Origin of the sequence: Stenotrophomonas sp. SRS1, assembly GCF_026130205.1 — a bacterium.
Classification (GTDB): Bacteria; Pseudomonadota; Gammaproteobacteria; order Xanthomonadales; family Xanthomonadaceae; genus Stenotrophomonas; species Stenotrophomonas rhizophila_B.
In genome coordinates this window covers 806,423-828,211 of record NZ_JAINFD010000001.1, presented here as the reverse complement: position 1 = coordinate 828,211, position 21,789 = coordinate 806,423, and the positions used below count along the sequence as shown (strand labels likewise).

The 21,789-nt window shown below is 67.6% G+C and carries 14 protein-coding genes; all 14 read left to right on the top strand.

The window, feature by feature from the left end; all coding sequences use genetic code 11:
- Nucleotides 1–136 precede the first annotated feature (136 nt).
- The 14 genes from K4043_RS03645 (at nucleotide 137) to K4043_RS03580 (ending at nucleotide 21,571) form a co-directional block, all read left to right on the top strand.
- Nucleotides 137–1,093, top strand: coding sequence for a proline racemase family protein (locus K4043_RS03645; RefSeq protein WP_265308237.1), 957 nt, complete (start codon nucleotides 137–139; stop codon nucleotides 1,091–1,093).
- Complete coding sequence (locus K4043_RS03640; protein WP_265308236.1) at nucleotides 1,090–2,202, top strand: FAD-dependent oxidoreductase; 1,113 nt, start codon at nucleotides 1,090–1,092, stop codon at nucleotides 2,200–2,202. The genes K4043_RS03645 and K4043_RS03640 overlap by 4 nt, the downstream gene beginning before the upstream one ends.
- Entirely contained in the window at nucleotides 2,199–2,450 is a 252-nt protein-coding gene (locus tag K4043_RS03635) for a (2Fe-2S)-binding protein (RefSeq protein ID WP_265308235.1), read from the top strand. The genes K4043_RS03640 and K4043_RS03635 overlap by 4 nt, the downstream gene beginning before the upstream one ends.
- The gene (locus tag K4043_RS03630) at nucleotides 2,443–3,753 is read left to right on the top strand and encodes an FAD/NAD(P)-binding oxidoreductase (protein WP_265308234.1); all 1,311 of its coding nucleotides are present in this window, start codon (nucleotides 2,443–2,445) and stop codon (nucleotides 3,751–3,753) included. The genes K4043_RS03635 and K4043_RS03630 overlap by 8 nt, the downstream gene beginning before the upstream one ends.
- Nucleotides 3,750–4,652, top strand: coding sequence for a dihydrodipicolinate synthase family protein (locus K4043_RS03625; RefSeq protein ID WP_123729604.1), 903 nt, complete (start codon nucleotides 3,750–3,752; stop codon nucleotides 4,650–4,652). Before K4043_RS03630 ends, K4043_RS03625 begins: the two co-directional genes overlap by 4 nt.
- Before the next feature lies 1 nt (nucleotide 4,653).
- On the top strand, nucleotides 4,654–6,246 hold the full coding sequence (locus K4043_RS03620; protein ID WP_265308233.1) for an aldehyde dehydrogenase family protein: 1,593 nt from the start codon (nucleotides 4,654–4,656) through the stop codon (nucleotides 6,244–6,246).
- Nucleotides 6,243–7,445: a Xaa-Pro peptidase family protein gene (locus tag K4043_RS03615; RefSeq protein ID WP_265308232.1), complete on the top strand. Its 1,203-nt coding sequence runs from the start codon at nucleotides 6,243–6,245 to the stop codon at nucleotides 7,443–7,445. Before K4043_RS03620 ends, K4043_RS03615 begins: the two co-directional genes overlap by 4 nt.
- Nucleotides 7,446–7,481: 36 nt before the next feature.
- The gene (locus K4043_RS03610; RefSeq protein WP_265308231.1) at nucleotides 7,482–9,326 is read left to right on the top strand and encodes a DUF885 family protein; all 1,845 of its coding nucleotides are present in this window, start codon (nucleotides 7,482–7,484) and stop codon (nucleotides 9,324–9,326) included.
- A complete protein-coding gene (locus tag K4043_RS03605) occupies nucleotides 9,323–11,128 on the top strand; it encodes a DUF885 family protein (protein ID WP_265308230.1) in 1,806 nt (601 codons plus the stop codon). The genes K4043_RS03610 and K4043_RS03605 overlap by 4 nt, the downstream gene beginning before the upstream one ends.
- 82 nt (nucleotides 11,129–11,210) lie before the next feature.
- Entirely contained in the window at nucleotides 11,211–12,782 is a 1,572-nt protein-coding gene (locus K4043_RS03600) for an APC family permease (protein ID WP_265308229.1), read from the top strand.
- The gene (locus K4043_RS03595) at nucleotides 12,772–15,087 is read left to right on the top strand and encodes a S9 family peptidase (protein WP_265308228.1); all 2,316 of its coding nucleotides are present in this window, start codon (nucleotides 12,772–12,774) and stop codon (nucleotides 15,085–15,087) included. The genes K4043_RS03600 and K4043_RS03595 overlap by 11 nt, the downstream gene beginning before the upstream one ends.
- A gap of 53 nt (nucleotides 15,088–15,140) precedes the next feature.
- Nucleotides 15,141–16,694 (top strand): DUF5597 domain-containing protein, encoded by a 1,554-nt coding sequence (locus K4043_RS03590; RefSeq protein WP_265308541.1) that lies wholly within the window; start codon nucleotides 15,141–15,143, stop codon nucleotides 16,692–16,694.
- A 138-nt stretch (nucleotides 16,695–16,832) separates the two neighbouring features.
- Nucleotides 16,833–19,190: a Tat pathway signal protein gene (locus tag K4043_RS03585; protein WP_265308227.1), complete on the top strand. Its 2,358-nt coding sequence runs from the start codon at nucleotides 16,833–16,835 to the stop codon at nucleotides 19,188–19,190.
- Nucleotides 19,191–19,201: 11 nt separating this feature from the next.
- The gene (locus tag K4043_RS03580) at nucleotides 19,202–21,571 is read left to right on the top strand and encodes a glycoside hydrolase family 127 protein (RefSeq protein WP_265308226.1); all 2,370 of its coding nucleotides are present in this window, start codon (nucleotides 19,202–19,204) and stop codon (nucleotides 21,569–21,571) included.
- The last annotated feature ends 218 nt before the right edge of the window (nucleotides 21,572–21,789 follow it).

The window sequence follows — 21,789 nt, the reverse complement described above, 5'->3', positions numbered from 1 at the left end:
TCTGCGGGAGGGCATGTGGCTCCGATCCTAGCGCAAAGCGGGGCGCCTGCAATGGGCATGGATTGTGCAGATTTCCGCATTTGCCACCGCCATTCCACGCTAGTCGCAGTGGTGGCCGGATGGGAGCATCGTTGCCATGCATACCATCGACGTGATCGACTCCCACACCGCCGGCGAGCCTACCCGGGTCGTCCTTTCCGGCTTCCCGGACCTGGGCGAGGGCAACCTTGCGCAGTGCCGTGAGCGCTTCCGTACCGAGTTCGACCACTGGCGCAGTGCGATTGCCTGTGAGCCTCGTGGCTCGGACACGATGGTCGGCGCGCTGCTGCTGCCGCCGCGTGATCCGCGCGCCTGTGTCGGGGTGATCTTCTTCAACAATGTGGGCTATCTGGGCATGTGTGGCCACGGCACCATCGGCGTGGTCCGCACGCTGCTGGAGCTCAGGCGGATCGGACCGGGACAGCACCTGATCGAGACGCCGGTCGGTAACGTTGGTGTTGACCTGGACGCCGCTGGCAACATCGCCGTCGACAACGTGGAAAGCTACCGGCATGCTGCGGGGATCGAGGTGGAGGTGGCCGGCCATGGCCGTGTGCGCGGCGACATCGCCTGGGGCGGCAACTGGTTCTACATCACCGAGCAGTCTCCCTGTGCCCTGGAGCTGTCGAACCAGCGCGAGCTCACTGCCTATACCGAGGCCATCCGCCAGGCGCTGGAGGCCGCGGGCATCACCGGTGCAGACGGTGGCGAGATCGACCATGTCGAGGTGAATGGCCTCGCACCGGATGGCAGCGGCCAGGCGCGCAATTTCGTGTTGTGCCCGGGCCTGGCCTATGACCGCTCGCCGTGTGGCACCGGTACCAGCGCCAAGCTGGCCTGTCTGGCGGCGGACGGCAAGCTGGCCGAGGGGGCGCGCTGGATCCAGCAGGGCATCCTGGGCAGCGCTTTCGAAGGCAGCTACCGCTTGAGCGGACGTGGCATCGCACCGCGCATCACCGGCACCGCGCACCTCACTGCCCGGGCCCAGTTGTTGATCGACCCGGCCGACCCGTTCGCCTGGGGCATCGGTGCCGAGGCCGGCGCGCACGGATGAACACCTACGACCTCATCATCGTCGGCGCCGGTATTGTCGGTGCAGCGTGCGCGGAAGCCGCCGCGGCCGAAGGCCTGCGCGTGGCGGTGATCGAGCCGGGCCCGGTCGGTGGCGGCTCGACGGCGGCGGCGATGGGGCATCTGGTGGCGATGGATGACGATCCGGCGGAGTTGGCGCTGTCGGCCTACTCGCTGCGGTTGTGGGAACGCTATGCGCGCCTGAAAGAGGCCGAGTTCAGCCGATGTGGCACCTTGTGGGTGGCACGTAACGCACGCGAGCTGGAGACGGTACCGGCCAAGATCGCCCGGTTGGCGCAGGCGGGCATCGATGCGGCACTGGTCGATGCCACGCAGCTTTACCAGTTCGAGCCGAACCTGGTGCCCGGCCTGGCCGGGGGCATGCGGGTCGCCAGCGAGGCGGTGGTGTATCCACCGCGCATGGCGCGTTATCTGGTCGACCAGGCCTGCCAACACGGTGCGCAGCTGTATGCCGGGCGCCGCGTGGTCGGGCTGCTCGATCACGGGGTGCGTCTGGATGATGGCGAAGCGTTGTCCGGTCCGGTGCTGGTGGCCAGCGGCGTGGATCTGCCACAGCTGTTGCCGGAGCTGCCGATGCGTCCACGCAAGGGGCAGCTGGTCATCACCGACCGCTACCCGGGCCTGGTCCATCACCAGCTGCTGGCCTTGGACTATGCGGATTCGGCACATGGCGATGCTGACACCAGCGTTGCCTTCAACGTGCAGCCGCGGCCCACCGGACAGATCCTGATCGGCTCCTCTCGCCAATTCAATGTGTCCGATCGTGACGTGTCGTTGCCGCTGTTGCGGCAGATGCTGGGGCAGGCGTTTGCGTTCCTGCCGGTGCTGCGCGATCTGCAGGCGATCCGTATCTGGACCGGGGTGCGCCCGGCCACGCCGGATGGGCGGCCTTACGTGGGGCCGGTACCGGGGCGGCGCAGTGTATGGGTGGCAGCGGGCCATGAAGGCTTGGGTGTCACCACGGCACTGGGCACCGCGCGTTTGATCGTGGACAGCGTCCTAGGCCGCACGCCGGTGATCGACCCGGCCCCCTATCTGCCGGACCGCGCGATCACCGAAGTGGCGGCATGAGCACGCGCGTGTGTCTGTCGGTCAACGCAACGCCCGTCCAGGTGCCTGAAGGGGCAACGGTGGCGGTGGCGGTGGCGATCGCGCTCGCCGGTGGCGCCTTCCGGACGTCGCGCGGCGGGGAGCCGCGCGCGCCGTTGTGCGGCATGGGCGTGTGTTTTGAGTGCCGGGTGCGCATCGATGGAATTGCCCAGCTGCGCGCCTGCATGACCCCGGCGCGCGAAGGCATGCAGGTACGTACCGATGGCTGAGTCCGTGCGGCATTACGACGTGCTGGTGGTGGGCGCCGGTCCAGCCGGGCTGGCCGCTGCCCGCGCCGCGGCTTCGCATGGCGTGCGCGTTGGCATCGTGGATGCGCAGGCGCGCGCCGGTGGCCAGGTCTGGCGTCACGATGTGGCGCATGGTGCGCCGCCGATGGCGCGACGCGCGCTGGACATCCTCGGTGCCGGCCAGGTCGAATGGCTGGCCCAGACCCAGGTGACGATGGCGCAATCGGGCTGGCTGCTGGCCGACAGCCCTGCCGGTCCCCGCGAACTGCACTACGGCAGCCTGGTGCTGGCCACCGGCGCGCGCGAGCTGCTGTTGCCATTCCCCGGCTGGACGCTGCCCGGTGTGACGGGTGCGGGGGGCGCGCAGGCGCTGGCCAAGCAGGGCTGGCCGCTGGCGGGCCGGCGCGTGGTGGTGGCCGGCAGTGGCCCCTTGCTGTTGGCCAGCGCGGCAACACTGCGTCGCCACGGTGCACGCGTGCTGGGGATTCATGAGCAGGCCTCGCGGCGCGCGTTGGCCAGCTTTGCACTGCGGCTGCCGCGCTGGCCGACCAAGGCCCTGCAGGCCGCTGCGCTGCAGATGCAGCTGGCCGGCATCGGCTACCACGCGGGGAGCGTGGTGGTGGGTGCGTATGGCGACACGCAGCTGCGCGAAATCGAGATCGAGGGTCCGCGCGGCCGCCACCATATCGCCTGTGATCAGCTCGCGGTCGGCTACGGCCTGGTGCCGAACACTGAACTGGCTGAGCTGCTTGGCTGCCGTCTGGAACGCAGCGGTGCGCACCCGCAGGTGGCGGTCGATGCGCTGCTGCGCAGCAGTGTGGCCAATGTCTTCGCGGCAGGTGAAGCGCTGGGCATCGGCGGGCGCGACAGCGCGCTGGTCGAAGGCGCCATCGCGGGCTACATGGCGGCCGGGGGCACCGATGCCGCACAGGCGCTGCAGTCGCGGCGCCGCCAGGTGCGCGCGTTCGCCACCGAACTCCAGCGCACCTTTGCGCTGGATCCGCGCGTCCACGCCCTGGCGCAGGACGACACTCTGGTCTGCCGTTGCGAAGACGTGCCACTGCGCGCGTTGCGTGGTTTCAACGACCCGCGCGACGCCAAGCTCGCCTCGCGTTGTGGCATGGGCGCCTGCCAAGGCCGTATCTGCGGCACCGCACTGGCCGAACTCGGCCTGGGCGATGCCGAACGTTTCACCGATGGCGGCCGCCGGCCGCCCTTGTTCCCGGTCCGCCTCGCGGCGCTGGCCGACTCCTTCACCGACGACTCGCAAGGGATACATCCATGAGCAATGCCTCTTTCTGGAAGGGCGTCCTGCCCGCCATCACCACCCCGTTCCATGCCGACGGCAGCGTCGATCACGCGTTCCTGGCCAAGCACGCGGTGCAGCTGGTCGATGCCGGTTCCACCGCGATCGTGCCTCTGGGCTCGCTGGGCGAAGCGGCGACGCTGAGCTTTGATGAGAAGGTGGCCATCGTCGCCACCCTGGTGAAGGCGGTCGGCGACCGCGTGCCGGTGGTGCCGGGCATCGCCGCGCTGTCCACCGAGGAAGCGGTCAAGCTGGCGCAGGCGGTCAAGGCCGCCGGTGCAGGTGGCCTGATGGTGCTGCCGGTGTATGTGTACACGTCCGATTGGCACGAGGCTGCCGCGCATGCGCGCGCCGTGCTGGGTGCCACCGATCTGCCGTGCATCCTCTACAACAACCCGGTGGCCTACCGCACCGACATCCTGCCGGCCCAGATCGCGCAGCTGGCCGGTGAGTTCGCCAACCTGCAGGCGGTCAAGGAATCCTCGGGCGAGATCCGCCGTTTCGCAGCGATCAAGGAACTGCTGGGCGACCGCCTGGTGCTGCTGGTCGGCATGGACGATGCGATCGTGGAAGGCCTGGCGATGGGCGCCGAGGGCTGGATTGCGGGCCTGGTGAACGCGTATCCGGTGGAGTCGGTGCAGCTGTTCGAGCTGGCCCGCGATGGCGGGTATGCCGCCTCTGCCGAGCTGTACAACTGGTTCCTGCCGCTGCTGCGCCTGGATACCGTGCCCAAGTTCGTTCAGCTGATCAAACTGGTCCAGGCCAAGGTCGGGCTGGGCAGCGAAACCGTGCGCGCTCCGCGTCTGGTGGTCGAAGGCGCCGAACGTACGGACGCACTGGCCATCATCGACCACGCCATTGCAACCAAGAAGGCCTGATATGACGCATGTCGAACCGCTTCTGCTGGCGGGACGCTGGCAACCGAGCCTGTCGCTGCAGGGAAGCTTCCGCGCGGCGGATCCCACCACCGGCGAGCGCATCGGACCCGCATTCCCCGTCAGCGGTGCGGCCGACATCGAGACCGCGGTCGCGGCGGCCAGTGCGGTGGCGGCCGAGCTGGCCGCCGCACCCGTCGAGCGCGTCGCGGCCTTCCTGGAGGCTTACGCCGACGCGCTGGATGCCGATGCGGACACGCTGGTGGCACTGGCCCACGCCGAAACCGCGTTGCCGGCCCCCACGCGTCTGCGTGGCAACGAACTGCCTCGCACCACCGGCCAGCTGCGCCAGGCCGCAGCGGCGGTGCGCAGCTTCAGCTGGACCCAGCCGGTGATCGATACCGCTGCGGGACTGCGCTCGCACCTTGCGCCACTGTCCAAGCCGGTGCTGGTGCTCGGCCCCAACAATTTCCCGTTCGCGTTCAACGCGATCGCGGGCAGCGATTTCGCCTCGGCGATCGCAGCCCGCAATCCGGTGATCGCCAAAGCCCATCCGCTGCACCCGGCCACCAGCCAGCGCATGGCGCAGCTGGCCCACACCGCGTTGGTACAGGCCGGGCTGCCGGCGGCGGCGGTGCAACTGCTGTATCAGTTCGACAATCCGCTGGGCCTGGCGCTGGCCGGCGACGCGCGGCTGGGGGCGATCGGCTTCACCGGCAGCCGTGGCGGTGGCCTGGCGCTGAAAGCCGCAGCCGACGCGGCCGGTGTGCCGTTCTACGCCGAACTCTCCAGCGTCAATCCGGTCTTCATGCTGCCGGGCGTGCTGGCCGAATGCGGGGAGCCCCTCGCGCAGGAGTTCTTTGCGTCCTGCACGCTGGGCAGTGGTCAGTTCTGTACCAACCCGGGCGCGGTGGTGGTGCCACACGGTGCCGATGGCGATGCCTTCGTTGCCGCCGCCACGTCGCACTTCGCTTCGGCCGCACCGATGGTGTTGTTCTCCCAGGGCGGCCTGGACCATCTGACCCACGGGGTGGCGACGCTGCGTGAGGCCGGTGCGCAACTGCTGGCCGGCGGTGCGGCGGGCGAGGGCGGTTATCGTTATGTGCCGACGCTGCTGAGCGTGGATGCCGAGGCGTTCATCGCCCAGCCGCAGGCACTGCAGACCGAAGCCTTCGGTCCGGTCAGTCTGCTGGTGCGGGTCGCGGATGTGGATGCGATGGCGCAGGTCGCTGCGGCGTTCGAGGGCAACCTGACCGGCACGCTGTACCGTGCGGCCGATGGCAGCGACGACGCGGCGTGGCAGCGGATTGCTCCGGTACTGCGCGCGCGGGTGGGCCGCCTGATCAATTCGAAGATGCCGACCGGCGTCGCGGTGAGCGCGGCGCAGAACCACGGTGGTCCGTTCCCGAGCACCGGCCACCCCGGGTTCACCTCGGTGGGCATGCCGGGTGCGATCCACCGCTTCGCGGCGCTGCACAGCTACGACGCGGTACCCGATCCTTTGCTGCCGGTGGAACTGCGCGACCGCAATCCCGGCGGCGTGCAACGCAACATCGATGGCGTTGGCACCACGGCGGATGTGGGGAGCGCGGCATGAGCGGGCAGATCGGTGGGCTCAGCCTGGCCGAGGCACAGGCCCAGCTCAAGCCTTGGGAGGATCGTGCGCCGGCCATCGCTGCGGACGAGTATCAGGCGCGTATCGAGCATGCGCGGGCGCTGATGCAGGCGCAGGGCGTGGATGCGCTGCTGGTCGGCGCGGGCACGTCGCTGCGTTACTTCAGCGGCGTGCCGTGGGGCGCAACCGAGCGTCTGGTGGGCCTGCTGCTGACGCTCAGCGGCGAGCCGCTGCTGGTGTGCCCGGTATTCGAGGAAGGCTCGCTGGATGCCGTGCTGAAGATCCCGGCCGGAAAGCGGCTGTGGGAGGAGCACGACGATCCGTATGCACTGGTTGCCGCAGTGATGGCCGAGCGCGGTGCGCGCACGTTGGCGCTGGACCCGGGCATTGCCTTCGGCGTGCATACGGGCCTGGCCAGGCACCTGCCTGCGGCCGCGATCGGCGATGCCACCGCGATCATCGACGGGTGCCGCATGTGCAAGTCGCCGGCCGAGCTGGCGCTGATGCAGCAGGCCTGCGACATGACCCTGCAGGTACATCGCCTTGCCGCGGGCATTGCTCGTGAAGGCATCGGTACGGATGAACTCGTGCGCTTCATCGACCAGGCACACCGTGCGCTGGGCGCCGACAACGGCTCCACGTTCTGCATCGTGCAGTTCGGCCATGCCACCGCGTTTCCGCACGGCATCCCGGGTGTTCAGCATCTGGCCGAGGGCCAGCTGGTGCTGATCGATACCGGTTGCACGGTGCAGGGGTACCACTCCGATATCACGCGCACGTGGATCTTCGGCACACCCGACGACGCGCAGCGCCGCATCTGGGCGCTGGAGCATGCAGCGCAGGCGGCTGCCTTCGCGGCGGTGCGTCCCGGGGTGACCTGCGCGTCGGTCGATGCTGCCGCCCGTGCAGTGCTGGAGGCGGCCGGGCTCGGCACGGACTATCGCTTGCCGGGCCTGCCGCATCGTACCGGCCACGGCTGCGGCCTCGCCATCCATGAGGCGCCTTACCTGGTGCGCGGCAATGACACCGTTCTGCAGCCCGGCATGTGCTGCAGCAACGAACCGATGATCGTGGTGCCGGGTGCATTTGGTGTCCGGCTCGAGGACCACTTTTTCGTGACCGCGCAGGGCGCGCAGTGGTTCACCCCACCGTCGTCGGCCATCGATCGCCCGTTCGCCTGATGCCTCTTTCGTGATCGCTGCTACTGGAGTTGATGCATGGCCCTGTTCCGTCCTCTCGCCATCGGTCTGCTGGCTGCCGCGCTGGCCACTGCCTGCCAACCGTCCACCGCCCCGCCGGCGGACGTTGAAAAACCGGCCGGCGCCGATGCCGTGGCCCCTGCGGCGAAGGCCTTCGATGCGCTGCTGGATGAGCAGTGGCAGTATCAGCTGGCGCACAGCCCGGAGTTCGCCAGCATCATCGGCGACAAGCGCTACAACGATCGCTGGACCGATTACAGCCTGAGCGCTGTTGCTGCCGATCGTGCAGCAACGGCCGGGCTGCTGGCGCGCTTCGATGCGGTCGATGCCACGGCACTGGATGACCAGCGGCAGCTGAGCCTGCAGATGATGCAGCGCCAGCTGCGCGACAAGCTGACCGCGATCGATCTGAAAACACATGAGATGCCGCTGGAGCCGGTCGGCGGCATTCAGCTGGGCTTGGCCGGGATGGGCGATGCCTTCCCGTTCGAGAACGCCAAGGACTACCAGGACTACATCGCGCGGCTCAATGCCGTTCCGGCGCTGCTGGCGCAGATCATCGAGGTCTCGCGGCAGGGTGCGAAGGATGGCCTGGTGCAGCCACGCTATCTGCTCGACAAGCTGCCCGCGCAGATCGCCAGCATCGCCGCACCAGCCGGTGCCGACAGTGCGTTCGCCTCGCCGTTGAAGAAACTGGACGCGGCCGTGGCCGACCCGGCGCAGCGCGAGGCCATCCGCACCCAGCTGATGGCTGCCATTGACGGGCAGGTGCGTCCTGCCTACACCCGTCTGGCGGCCTTCGTGAAGGACGAGTACGCGGCGAAAGGGCGGGAGCACGAAGGCCTCTGGTCGCTGCCTGACGGCGACAAGCGCTATCTGTTCGCCGTGCATACCCAGACCACCACCGACAAATCGCCCGAGGAGATCCATCAGATCGGTCTGGCGGAAGTCGCGCGGATCGAAGGCGAGATGACCCGGATCGCCATCGGGCAGGGCTACCCGGACCTGGCCAGCTTCCGCAAGGCGGTGGCCACCGAGAAGCGCCACTTCGCCACCTCCAGCGACCAGATCCTGACGTTGTATCGCGGCTACATCGCCGACATGGAGCCGGAGCTTCCCAAACTGTTCGGCAACCTGCCCAAGACGCCGCTGGAGGTGCAGGGGATGCCGGCCTTCCGTCGCCAAGCGCCCGGTGCCGAGTACTGGCAGAGCAATCCGCAGGGCACCAAGCCGGCGATCGTGATGGTCAACGCCAACGATGCGACCGAACGCACGCTGGTCAACATCGAAACCACGGCGTATCACGAAGGCGTACCGGGGCATCACCTGCAGATTTCGTTGTCGCAGACATTGCCGCTGCCGCCGTTCCGCCAGCAGGCCGGGTACAACGCCTTCATCGAAGGCTGGGCGTTGTACGCCGAACAGCTGGCCGGCGAGGTCGGCTTCTTCAAGGATCCCTACAGCCGGTACGGCCACCTGGCTGGCGAGCTGCTGCGTGCCAACCGCCTGGTGCTGGACACCGGCGTGCACTACAAGCGCTGGACCCGCCAGCAGATGGTGGACTTCTTCCACGCCCATCCCTCCGACGATGAGCCCAGCATCCAGGCCGAGACCGACCGCTACATCGTCTGGCCGGGGCAGGCCCTGGGGTACAAGATCGGCCAGCTCGACATCCTCGCCCTGCGCGCCCGTGCAGAGCAGGCGCTGGGTGACCGGTTCGACATCCGCGCGTTCCACGACGCGGTGCTGGGCGGCGGCGCGATGCCGCTGGACCTGCTCGACGCCCGCATCGAGGCCTGGATCGCCCAGACCCGGGCCGCACCGGTGCGCAGCGCCGACGCCACCGCCAAGGAGACCCCATGAATCTGCGTTCCCCTCTGTCGCTTGCCCTGCTGTTGGGCATCAGCGCGACCGGCCTGATGGCCCCGTCTGCCGACGCCGCAGGCGCGGGTGCCACCGCTGGCACCGCGACCGCCAATGACGCTGCGGCACGCTTCAAGGCGCTGTACACGCGCGAATGGACCTGGCGCGCGCAACAACAGGCCGGGGGCGATGACGAGAACGGTGGCGGCCGGCCGGCAGACCACCTGCCCAAGGTCGACCCGGCGACACAGGACATGCGCACCGCGTATTGGCAGCAGGTACTGAAGGAACTGGATACCGTTGCGCAGGCGCAGCTGCCGGCGGTGGACCAGGTGAACTACCAGGTCTACCGGCAGCAGATCGAGGTGCTGCTGGACCAGCAGCGCTACCGTGCCTGGGAGATGCCGTTCAACAGTGATACCGCGTTCTGGACCGATCTGGGGTTCACCGCGCGCGGCACCTTCCATAGCGCCGATGACTATCGCCGCTATCTGGCACAGCTGGCTGACATCCCGCGCTACTTCAACGACCAGACCGCCAACATGCGGGCCGGCCTGGCGCGTGGCTTCAGTCAACCGCGGGTGACCCTCACCGGCCGCGACCAGTCGATCGCCGATGTGGCGCAGGCCACGGGCGAGGCGAATCTGTTCTACACCCCGTTCAAGCAGATGCCGGCCAGCATCCCGGCCGCGCAACAGGCCCAACTGCGGCAGCAGGCGCTGGCGGCGATCTCCGGCAGCGTGATCCCGGCCTACAGCGCCTTGCTGCGCTTCATGCGCGAGGAGTATGTGCCCAAGGCTCGCACCACGCTGGCCGGCGAAGCGCTGCCCGATGGCAAAGCGTATTACCGCGCGCAGATCCGAGAGTTCGTCACCCGCGACATGTCGCCTGCGCAGATCCACCAGATCGGCCTGGATGAAGTGGCGCGCCTGCGCGCCGAGATGCAGCAGGTGATGGACGAGGTGGGGTACAAGGGCAGCTTCGCCGATTTCCTGACCTTCCTGCGGACCGATCCGCAGTTCTATGCCAAAACGCCGCAGGAACTGCTGAACCACGCCGCCTGGATCGCCAAGACCATGGACGGCAATCTCGGCCGCTACTTCGGTCGTGTGCCGCGCCAGCGCTTCACCATCAAGCCGGTACCCGATGATCTGGCACCGTTCTACACCGGTGGGCGCGGCGGGCTGGATACCTATTGGCTCAATACCTACAACCTGCCGTCGCGGCCGCTGTACGTGCTGCCGGCACTGACCCTGCACGAATCCTCGCCCGGCCACTCGCTGCAGATGTCGCTGGCGGCCGAAGACACGGGCCTGCCCGACTTCCGTCGTTACACCTACATCTCCGCCTATGGAGAGGGCTGGGCACTGTACTGCGAATACCTTGGTCAGGAGATGGGCATGTACACCACGCCCTACGAGCGCTTCGGCTACCTGACCTACCAGATGTGGCGTGCAGCGCGGCTGGTGATCGACACCGGCGTGCACAGCCAGGGCTGGAGCCGCGAACAGGCGCTGGCCTACCTGCGCGACAACGCGGCGCTGAGCGAGCATGAAATCACCACCGAGGTCGACCGCTACATCGCCTGGCCGGGCCAGGCGTTGTCGTACTACCTCGGTGAGCTGGAGATCCTCACGCTGCGCCGGAAGGCCGAGGTTGCGCTGGGCGAGCGGTTCGACATCCGCCACTTCCATGATGCGGTGCTGTCGCTCGGGTCGGTGCCGCTGCCGGTGCTGGAGGCGCGCATCGACCGCTTCATCGCCGAGGGCGGCACGTCGCCATGGGCGGATGGCCCGCGCTGACGCATCGAACCTTCTTCGCCTGCACGTTGCGGCGCTGCTGCCGCAACGGTAACGGCCCGCAACGTTTCACCGGAGCACGCTCATGGCTTCAGCAGGAAAGTTCCACAAACGCCTCAGCCTGACCGACCTGACCTTCATCGGCCTGGGCTCGATCTTCGGCTCAGGCTGGTTGTTCGCCGCCAGTCATGTGTCTTCCATCGCCGGGCCGGCCGGCATCCTGTCGTGGATCATCGGCGGCATCGCGGTGTTCCTGCTCGGCCTGGTGTATTGCGAACTGGGCGCAGCGCTGCCGAGGGCCGGCGGCGTGGTGCGCTACCCGGAGTACTCGCATGGCACGCTGCTGGGCTGGCTGACCGGGTTCATCACGTTGATCGCGTTCTCCAGCCTGATCGCGATCGAAGTGGAGGCCTGCCGGCAGTACGCCGCGGCGTGGTTTCCCTCGCTGAGCCAGCCCGGCAGCAGCCATCCCACGTTGCTGGGCTGGCTGTTGCAGTTCGGGCTGCTGGTTCTGTTCTTCCTGTTGAACTACTTCAGCGTCAAGACGTTCGCACGGGCCAACAACATCATCAGCGTGTTCAAGTTCCTGGTGCCGCTGCTGGTGATCGTGCTGCTGCTCGCGCACTTCAATCCGGACAACCTGACCAGCCAGGGCTTTGCCCCCTCCGGCATGGCGGGCGTGGAGGCGGCGATCTCCGCCGGTGGCATCATCTTCGCCTACCTGGGGCTGACCCCGATCGTGTCGGTGGCCAGCGAGGTGCGTAATCCACAGCGAACGATCCCCATCGCGCTGATCCTCTCGGTGGCGCTGTCCACGGTGATCTATGTGCTGCTGCAGGTGTCCTTCCTCGGCGCGGTGCCCGGCGATGTGCTGGCCAACGGCTGGGCCGGAATGGACAAGGTGTTCTCGCTGCCCTATCGCGATATCGCGCTCGCCCTGGGCATGGGCTGGCTGGCGACGCTGGTGGTGGCCGACGCGGTGGTGTCACCCAGCGGCACCGGCAACATCTACATGAACGCCACGCCGCGCGTGGTGTACGGGTGGGCACGCAGCAGCGGCTTCCTCTCCGTCCTGACCCGGGTGGATGCGAAGTCGGGCATTCCGCGCCCGGCACTGTGGCTGAGCTTTGCGCTGTCGGTGTTCTGGACACTGCCGTTCCCCTCGTGGGAGACGCTGATCGGGGTGGTCTCGGCGGCGCTGGTGCTGAGCTATGCCATCGCGCCGGTCACGGTCGCCGCGCTGCGCCGCAGTGCGCCGGACCTGGAGCGCCCGTTCCGGGTGAAAGGGCTGGCCGTGCTGGGGCCGCTGTCGTTCGTGATCGCCGCCTTGATCGTCTACTGGTCGACCTGGACCACGGTCTCGTGGCTGCTTGGCCTGCAGGTCGTGATCTATGTCGGTTATGTGGTGTCGCAGCTGTTCGATCCGCAGCGGCGCGCACGCGTGGTGCGTCAGGTGCGCAGCTCGGCCTGGCTGATCGCGTTCTTCCTTCTGGTGATGGGCGTGTCGTGGCTGGGCACGTTCGGGGGCATCGGTGTGATCGCGCACCCGTGGGATACCGCCTGTGTGGCGGTGATCGCCTTTTTCATCTATCAGTGGGGCGCGCGCAGCGGCCTGAGCAGCGCGGAACTCAAACTGGAGGAAGACGATGGTGAGTAAGTGGCAGGCACGGATCGCTGTGGCCTGCATCGCGTGGGTGGCTGCTTGGGCCAATGCCGCGCCAGGCGTCGCCGACTACGAGCGATCACTGGGTCTGCGCGAGGCATGGAGCGGGCTGACCCGCGACGTCGCCTTCCCGGCGCAGTGGCGCAGCGACGGTCACTTCTACTACCGACGTACGGTGGAGGGTGGCTTTGCGTTCGTGCTTGGCACACCGGGCAGCGATGCGCTGCAGCCGGCGTTTGATGCCGCACGGCTGGCGCAGGGGCTCTCCCAGGCAAGCCAGCAACCCCAGACTGCCCTGAAGCTGCCGTTCTCGCGGTTCGACTATGTGGCCGAAGGCAACGACCCGAACGGTGCGATCCGCTTCTACCAGGACAGCGACTACACGCCCTGGCGTTGCACGCTGCGTGACTACGTCTGTGCGCCGGTCGCCACACCCGGGCGGCCTCGCGGGTTTGGCGTGGTGCGCGACCTGCGCATCGCGGCCGACAACGCGCCGCGGCGCTCCCCGGATGGCCGGTGGGAGGCCTACGCCGAAGGCTTCGACGTGGTGCTGCGATCCATCGCCGATGGCGGTGTGAAGCGACTGACGCGTGATGGCCGCAGCGATGCGTTCTACGATCCGGAGACGCTGGCCTGGTCGCCGGATTCGCAGCATCTGGCGGTCTATCGGGTGAAGCCGGGGCTGGCCCGGCTGGTCAACCGGGTTGAAACGTCACCCCGCGGGCAGCTGCAGCCGCTGCTGCAGACGCAGCTGTATCCCAAGCCGGGCGATCCGGTCGACATCGAGCAGCCGGTGCTGTTTGATGTGGATGGCACCCGCAAGGACATCGATACCCCACTGCTGGCCAACCCCTACGAGCTCTCGCCGATCCAGTGGCGCAGCGACAGCAGCAGTTTCAGCCTGCAGTACGTGCAGCGCGGCTTCCAGGCGGTGCGCGTGGTGGCCGTGGATGCGGCCAGCGGCCACGCGCATGCGGCGGTGGAGGAAACGGCGAAGACCTTCGTGTATGCCGATCGCATCTACGCCCATGATGTGGGTGGGCTGGGCAGGGAGATGCTGTGGATCTCCGAACGCGATGGCTGGCGGCACCTGTACCGTGTGGACGGTACCAGCGGCAAGGTGTTGAAGCAGATCACCCGCGGTGCGTGGGTGGTGCGCGACGTGCTGCGCGTGGACGATGCACAGCGACGGATCTGGTTCACCGCCAGCGGTATGGATGAAGGCAAGGATCCCTACCAGCGGCATCTGTTCCGGGTGGATTTCGACGGCAGGGGACTGACCCGCCTGACCGATGCGCCGGCCGACCACGACATCGCGATCTCCGACGATGGCCTGTTCTACATCGATGTGTACTCGCGCCCGGACATGGCCCCCATCGCCGAACTGCGCAGCATCGACGGCACGCGGCTGCGTGAACTTGCGCGTGGCGACATCTCTCGGTTGCTGGCCGCCGGCTGGAAGCCCCCGGAGAGCGTCGTGGCGAAGGGCCGCGACGGCAGGACCGGCATCTGGGGGATGGTGGTGCGGCCGCGGGACTACGACCCGGGCAAGCGCTACCCGGTGATCGAGAACATCTACGCCGGTCCACACGATGCGTTCGTGCCGAAGACCTTCTGGCCGTTCGGGTATCACTCCGGCGGCGACAAGCAGATCGGCATGCAGGCGCTGGCCGATCTGGGCTTCATCGTCGTGCAGATCGACGGCATGGGTACCGCCCACCGCTCCAAGGCCTTCCATGACGTGGCCTGGAAAAACCTGGGCGATTCCGGCTTCCCGGACCGCATCGCCTGGCACAAGGCGATGGCCGCCCGCGATCCGTCGTACGACATCAGCCGCGGTGTGGGCATCTACGGGGCCTCGGCCGGCGGCCAGAGCACGCTGGGCGCGCTTGAGCTGCACCCGGAGCTGTACACCGTGGGCGTGGCGATGGCGGGCTGCTTCGACAACCGCATGGACAAGATCAGCTGGAATGAGCAGTGGATGGGCTGGCCGGTGGATGAGCATTACGCGCGCGCCTCCGGTGTGGTCAACGCAGCCGGACTTCGCGGCGACCTGCTGCTGGTCGTGGGCGAGCAGGACAGCAACGTCGATCCCGCCTCGACCGCACAGGTGGTGGACGCCCTGATCCAGGCAGGCAAGGACTTTGATCTGCTGAACGTGCCGGGGGGCGAGCATTCGGTCGGCCGCTCCACCGGTCCCATCGAGTACGTGACCCGCCGCCAGTTCGACTTCTTCGTCCGCCACCTGATGAAGGCGCCGACGCCGCACTGGAATTCGCGCGCGGCGCAACAGCAATGAGGATCGCCTGCCTGACCCGGCTGCCGCTGCGCCGCGTGGTTGCTGCGGCGATCATGACATTGGCCGGCCTGTCCACGACCGCCTGGGCAGCAGAGCAGATGCCCCGCTTCGTGACCGGGAACGGCCGCCACGCGCTGTTCGTGGATGGGGCACCCTATACCGTGCTGGCCGCGCAGCTGCACAATTCCAGTGCGTGGCCGGCGGTGCTGCCAGGTGCACTGGACCAGGTAGTGGCACTGAATGCCAACACGGTGGAGGCGCCGGTGTACTGGGAACAGTTCGAGCCCATGCCGGGCCAGTACGACACCACCAACGTGGACGCGCTGATCGATCAGGCCCGCAAGCGCAACCTGCGGGTGGCGCTGCTGTGGTTCGGCAGCTGGAAGAACGGTCAGATGCACTATGTGCCGGAGTGGATCAAGCGCGATGCCGGCACCTACCCACGTGTGCTGGATGAGCGCGGCCAGCCGGTGGATGTGCTGTCGCCGTACGCCGCGGCCAATGTGCAGGCCGACGCACGTGCGTTCACGGCATTGATGCGGCACCTGCGCAAGGTTGATGGCCAACGCCATACGGTGATCCTGGTACAGGTGGAGAACGAGCCGGGCACCGTGGGCGCGGTACGCGATCACGGCGCGGCGGCCAATGCCGCGTTCGCGCAGCCGGTACCGGCGGCGATCACCACCCGGCTGGGCAAGCCCCCCGGCACGTGGCGGCAGGTGTTCGGGCCGGACGCCGACGAAGCGTTCAATGCCTATGGCACCGCGCACTACATCGAACAGGTGGCCGCGGCCGGCAAACGCGCCTACCCCATGCCGATGTACGTCAATACCTGGCTGCGCTACAAGGGCAAGAAGTTCCCGGGCGTGGACTATCCCTCCGGCGGGGCAACGGTGAATGTCTTCGACCTGTGGCGTGCGGCCACCCCGTCGATCGATTTCATCGGCACCGACATCTACACCAGCGATTACAACGAATACACCAAGGTGATCGGCCAGTACGCCCGCCCGGACAACCCGGCGTGGGTCTCCGAGACCGGCTTCGAGCCAGCCACCGCGCCGTATCTGTTCCATGTGCTGGGGCAGGGCGGCCTCGGGTTTTCGGTGTTTGGCATGGATGGCCTGGACTCGCCCGAAAAGCAGGCGGCGACCGCTGCGCATGCAGCCAATTTCGGGCAGGTGGCACCGTTCCAGCGGATCCTCGCCAAGGCCGCCTTCGAAGGCCGACTGCAGGCCGTGGCCGAACAGCCGGGCCAGCCCACGCGCACGCTGAACTTCGGCGACTGGGACGTGCAGGTTTCCTATGGCGCGCCGTACTGGGGCGATGCGGATCCGATCCTGCCCGGCAACCCCGATCACGGCGGTCGCCTGCTGGTGGTGCAGACGGCGACTGACCAGTTCCTGCTGACCGGCTTTTCCGCCCGTGCGGAGTTCGTGCGCGTGGCGGACGATGCGCGGCACGGGCAGCTGCTGCGGGTGGAGCAGGGGCGCTACGTGGACGGCCAGTGGCGGTTCGAGCGACTGCTCAACGGTGACCAGACCGACTACGGGCTCAATTTCGTGCGCGATTCGCCACCGGTGCTGCGGGTCACGGTCGGCACGTATTGACGTGTGACAGTGATCGCGACGCTGCGCTGGCGCAGGGCGGTCTATGCGGAAAACCGCATCGAAGCCAGGGGTGCGCGACAAGACGCCGGGACCTGCGCCGCGCAGCATGAAGGCTGGTCATCGCAAGGCACAGGCAACATGGATCGCAGACGTTTCCTGCGTCAGGGCATGGCGGCAACCGCTGCCGTCGGTTTTCTTCCTGCGTTGAGCAGCCGCGCTGCCGACGCGCGCGGTACGGTGTCGGCACCCCTTGCCCGGCCCGTGCTGCAGCCTGCGGCATCGCTCGATCTCACCGGTTTCACCGTGCTGGCCAGCTTCCAGCACCGTGGCGTGGCGTGGACCGCGCATGAGGATCTGCGCACGCCACAGGGCGCGCTGGTCCTGGTCTGCGCGGACGGCCTGCTCGAGCTTGGCAAACGGACCGAGGAGGTGTGGGGCAGCGACACGCCCCCCTACCTCGGCATTCCGCTGGCGAAACTGGCAATGGCCGAGGCCGACCTGCTGGCCGACGCGCTGCTGCGCGATGGCGATCCGAGCGAACAGGCGGTGCGTGACGTTGCACCGCCTCCGGCTTCCCGGCTGGACCCCAAGGATCACAACGGTCGCCTGCCGTGGACCACCTTCGTGGGCACGGTGCAGGCCAACGACACCATGCAGATCTACCCCGATGGGCGCAGCCGCACCTATCGCGCGCTGCAGTCTTTCCCGGCGCTTGCCGATGCAGACACCGTCGCGCACCGGGCCGAAGGCCTGCTCGGTGGCTGGATGCCGGCGGTGCACAAGGTGGTTCCTGCAGGGGAGGGGCGCTGGTACGACGTGCTGGTGTTCGCCGATGTGAGCGCGCAGGACCGCTTCATCGTGCAGACCTGGCACCGCACGGTGCTGGTGGAGCAGGGCAAGGCGGTACGCACGGTGGTCGGCTACAGCTACCCCGATTTCCCGCCGCGTCGCACTGGCGCCAGCGTCGAGGATTTCTATCGCGGTGTGATCGACTTCGCCGCGAGCTGGCAGGCGCAGCTGGCCCAGGCCAGTACCGCGCAGCTGCCCGATGCCAGCTGGTCGGACCTGGCCCGGTTCGCGTTCGCGCGTGAGCTGGTGGTGCGCCCGGGCGGCGTGTACCCGAAGTACGGTGCGGTTGATCGGGATTACGTCGGCAACGAGTACGACGGCTTCCAGGACACGTTCACCAGCTCGCTGTACGCCAACCTGGAATGGGGGCGGTTCGACCAGGCCAGGGCAGTGCTGGACAACTACCTGAGCGAGTACACCCAGGCCGATGGGCTGGTGAACATGCGCGGGCCGGAAATCGGCCAGTTCGGGCTGACCCTGTCCCTGCTGGCGCGCTATCTGCGCTACACCGGCGATGCCGCGCTGCTGCGCAGGCACCAGGGCAAGATCGAGGCGACCGCTGCGCTGCTGGTGGAGCTGCATGATGTCAGCCTGGCGTTGCCACGCAGCGACCGCGGGCACGGGCTGATCCATGGCTGGAGCGAGTCCGATGCCTGTCTGTATCCCGATCCCACGTTGTGGTGGAAACCGTACTTCGGCAACAGTGCGCTGACCATCCGTGGGTGGGAAGACATCGCCGCCGTATGGCCGACCATCGCCGGCGCCCAAGGGGCCAGCCGCCAGTGGCGCCAGCACGCCCGGCAATTGCGCACGCGGCTGCTGCAGAGCATCCGCGCCGATATCCGCCATGACCTTCGACCCCCGTATCTCGGGCCGCTGCCGGGCACCACTGAAACCTTCCGCCAGGCGATGTCACAGGAGGATCCCAGCAAGAGCGAGCAGCTATGGTCGCATCGCGCCTACGCCGAGCTGCTGCAGGCCGATGTATTGCCACCGGAGATTGCCCACCTGGTGATCGACTGCCTGCGCGGCCACGGTGGCACCACACTCGGCATCGTCTCCAATATCTGGAAACCGAGCCCGGAAGGGCGCGACATCCTCGGGTTCATCTCCTATGGGCATGCGCAGCAGCTGCTCCGCCTGGACCGGATCGAGGAGTACCTGTTGTTCCTGTATGCGCACCGTTACCAGGCGCATACCCGTGGCAGCTGGACGGCAGGCGAGGTGGCCGGCATCACCGGCGGGATGCCGCTGTTCTGCATGCCGGCGCAGATGACCGTGCCGCTGCTGCTGCGCTGGATGCTGGTGTTCGACCAGGACCAGGACCTGTATCTGGCCCGCGCGGTGCCGCGGGACTGGCTGGCGACCGGCAAGCTGATCGAACTGCAGGAGGCGCCTACCCCGTGGGGCAGAACCGGCGTGCGTCTGCAGGCCGATACCGGGCAGCGCCGCATCGACGCCGAACTCACGCTGCCCGTCATGCGGCCCAATGCCATCTGGCTCACACTGCGCGCGCCGACCGGGACGCAGCTGCGTGAGGTGACGGTGGACGGACGACCGGCGAAGACGGCTGGGCCCCAGCACGACCGTGTGCAGATTCCGTTCGCTGCCGGTGCCACGGTCGTGGTGCAGGCCCACTACGACTGAGGACGCCGCCCATGCCCGCACTCCATCCTGACATCACGATTGATCCGTCGCGTCGCCGCTTCCTGCAATGGAGCGCGCTGGCCGCCGCCGCCGGCATGCTGCGCTTTCCACTGGAGGTGGCAGCATCGGTCGCAGGCACGGTCACCGCGCTGCCGTTGCAGGCGGTCCGGCTCACGCCATCGATCTTCCTGGACTCACTGCTGGTCAACCGCCGCTATCTGTTTGAACTGGAACCGGATCGGCTGCTGCACAACTTCCTGCAGTACGCGGGGCTGCCGCCGAAAGGCGCCGTGTATGGTGGCTGGGAAGGCGACACCATCGCCGGGCACACGCTGGGCCATTACCTCAGCGCGCTGTCCAAACTGTATGCGCAGACCGGGGACGCCCAGGTCAAGCAACGCATCGAGTACATCGTGGCCGAGCTGGCGCGGGCCCAAGCGCAGGATCCGGATGGCTATGTCGGCGGGCTGACCCGCAAGACCGATGCGGGCGAGATCGTCGGCGGCAAGAGCGTGTTCGAGAGTGTGCGCGCCGGCGCGGTGAATGGCAGCAAGTTCAACATCAACGGCAGCTGGTCGCCGCTGTACACCGTGCACAAGCTGTTCGCCGGGCTGCTGGACGCCGATGCGCTGGCCGACACCTCCCAGGCACTGCAGGTGCTGGAGCCGTTGGCGGCGTACCTCGCCGGCGTGTTCGACGCGCTCGACCACGCGCAGATGCAGTCGCTGCTGGCCACCGAATTCGGCGGGCTCAATGAATCCTACATCGAGCTTGGCGCGCGCACCGGCAATCCGCGCTGGATCGCAATCGGCAAGCGCCTCCGGCATGAAGGAATCGTCGATCCGGCCATTGCCGGCAAGGACGATCTTCCGCATCACCACGCCAATACCCAGGTGCCCAAGTTCATCGGCGAGGCACGTCAGTTCGAGGTCACCGGTGACGCAGACAGCGCTGCGGCGGCACGGTTCTTCTGGGAGACGGTCACCGGCCACTACAGCTACGTGATCGGCGGCAATGCCGACCGCGAGTACTTCCAGCAGCCTGACACCATCGCCGCCTTCCTCACCGAGCAGACCTGCGAGCACTGCAACAGCTACAACATGCTCAAGCTGACCCGGCATCTGTACCAGTGGACGCCACAGGCGCGCTACTTCGATTACTACGAACGCACGCTGCTCAACCACACCATGGCGGCGCAGCATCCCAAGACGGGCATGTTCACCTACATGACGCCGATGATCACCGGTGCCGAGCGGGGTTTCTCCGACATGTTCGATTCCTTCTGGTGCTGTGTGGGCAGCGGCATGGAAGCGCACGCGCAGTTTGGTGACTCGATCTACTGGCATGACGGGCAGTCGCTGTACGTGAACCTCTACATTCCCTCGCAGCTGGACTGGAAGGAGGGCGGGTTGGCGCTGGAGCTGGACAGCGACGTTCCGCACACCGGCAACGTGCGCGTGCAGGTGACCGGCGCTGACGAAAAAGCCCCCCGGCGTTTGATGCTGCGTATCCCGGCCTGGGCCGACGGACGGCATGCGCTGAAGCTCAATGGGCGGACCGTGTCGGCCACGCCGATGGAGGGGTACATCGCGCTGGAACGGCGCTGGAAGGCCGGTGATGTGGTCGAATTGGCGCTGGACATGCCGCTGCGCCTGGAGCCCGCCGCTGGCGACCCGGACACGGTGGTGGTCATGCGCGGCCCACTGGCACTGGCCGCCGATCTGGGCCCGCCCGCAACGCCGTACGACGCGCTGGATCCTGCCCTGGTGGCGGACGTGTCTCCATTGTCCGGCTTTGTCGCGCTGCGCGAGCCCACCCGCTTTCTGGCCAGTACCACCCGCCCGCGGGCGCTGGAGTTTTCCCCGTTCTACGCCCAGCACGACCGTCGCAGCGCGCTGTACTTCAAGCGCATGGACCCGGCCCAGTGGGCGGAAGAAGCGCAGCGCCGGGATCGCGCCAAGGCCGAGCATGCTGAGCTTCAGGCCAGTGCGGTGGACATGATCCAGTTCGGCAACGAGGCCTCGGAGAAAGACCATCGCCTGACCAGCGACACCTCGTTCGCTGCGGCCTACCGGCGTCAGCAATGCCGCGATGTACGCGGCAAGGGAGTCGTCACGTTCGTGATGAAGGGCAGTACACAGCCCTTGGTCCTGCGACTGCGCTTCTGGGGTAGCGACAAGGGCCGCTTCAACATCCTCGTCAATGGGGCGCTGGCGGTCGAGGTGGCGGTGGAGCGCGGGCAGGTGATCGACTTCGTCGACCGTGATTACCCGCTGCCGCATGCTCTGACCCGCACGGGCCAGCCGTTGACCTTCCGCGTCGAGCCCCAGCACGGTGACACCGCCGGACCGTTGTTCGGTGGCTGGCTCATGCCTGCATGAGGTGCGCCATGCCTTATTCCGCATCCAGACGCGATAAATGCGACAAGACGCCAGGTCCAGCCACCCGGCACATTGTGACCGTGAGATGAAAACGTTGTAGGCATCCAAACACCGTCTGCCCATGTGCGCCCTGGTGTGGAACGCCAGCTCGCAAGCCCCATCGAACCGATTCACTGGCGCATGCCGGTGCGGGGGACTGTTGCCCCTCGATACCGCTG

Coding starts and splice junctions, on each gene's coding strand:
- K4043_RS03610 (WP_265308231.1), top strand. CDS start 7,482: ATGGCCCTGTTCCGTCCTCTCGCCATCGGTCTGCTGGCTGCCGCGCTG.
- K4043_RS03620 (WP_265308233.1), top strand. CDS start 4,654: ATGACGCATGTCGAACCGCTTCTGCTGGCGGGACGCTGGCAACCGAGC.
- K4043_RS03630 (WP_265308234.1), top strand. CDS start 2,443: ATGGCTGAGTCCGTGCGGCATTACGACGTGCTGGTGGTGGGCGCCGGT.
- K4043_RS03625 (WP_123729604.1), top strand. CDS start 3,750: ATGAGCAATGCCTCTTTCTGGAAGGGCGTCCTGCCCGCCATCACCACC.
- K4043_RS03595 (WP_265308228.1), top strand. CDS start 12,772: ATGGTGAGTAAGTGGCAGGCACGGATCGCTGTGGCCTGCATCGCGTGG.
- K4043_RS03615 (WP_265308232.1), top strand. CDS start 6,243: ATGAGCGGGCAGATCGGTGGGCTCAGCCTGGCCGAGGCACAGGCCCAG.
- K4043_RS03640 (WP_265308236.1), top strand. CDS start 1,090: ATGAACACCTACGACCTCATCATCGTCGGCGCCGGTATTGTCGGTGCA.
- K4043_RS03605 (WP_265308230.1), top strand. CDS start 9,323: ATGAATCTGCGTTCCCCTCTGTCGCTTGCCCTGCTGTTGGGCATCAGC.
- K4043_RS03590 (WP_265308541.1), top strand. CDS start 15,141: ATGACATTGGCCGGCCTGTCCACGACCGCCTGGGCAGCAGAGCAGATG.
- K4043_RS03585 (WP_265308227.1), top strand. CDS start 16,833: ATGGATCGCAGACGTTTCCTGCGTCAGGGCATGGCGGCAACCGCTGCC.
- K4043_RS03580 (WP_265308226.1), top strand. CDS start 19,202: ATGCCCGCACTCCATCCTGACATCACGATTGATCCGTCGCGTCGCCGC.
- K4043_RS03645 (WP_265308237.1), top strand. CDS start 137: ATGCATACCATCGACGTGATCGACTCCCACACCGCCGGCGAGCCTACC.
- K4043_RS03600 (WP_265308229.1), top strand. CDS start 11,211: ATGGCTTCAGCAGGAAAGTTCCACAAACGCCTCAGCCTGACCGACCTG.
- K4043_RS03635 (WP_265308235.1), top strand. CDS start 2,199: ATGAGCACGCGCGTGTGTCTGTCGGTCAACGCAACGCCCGTCCAGGTG.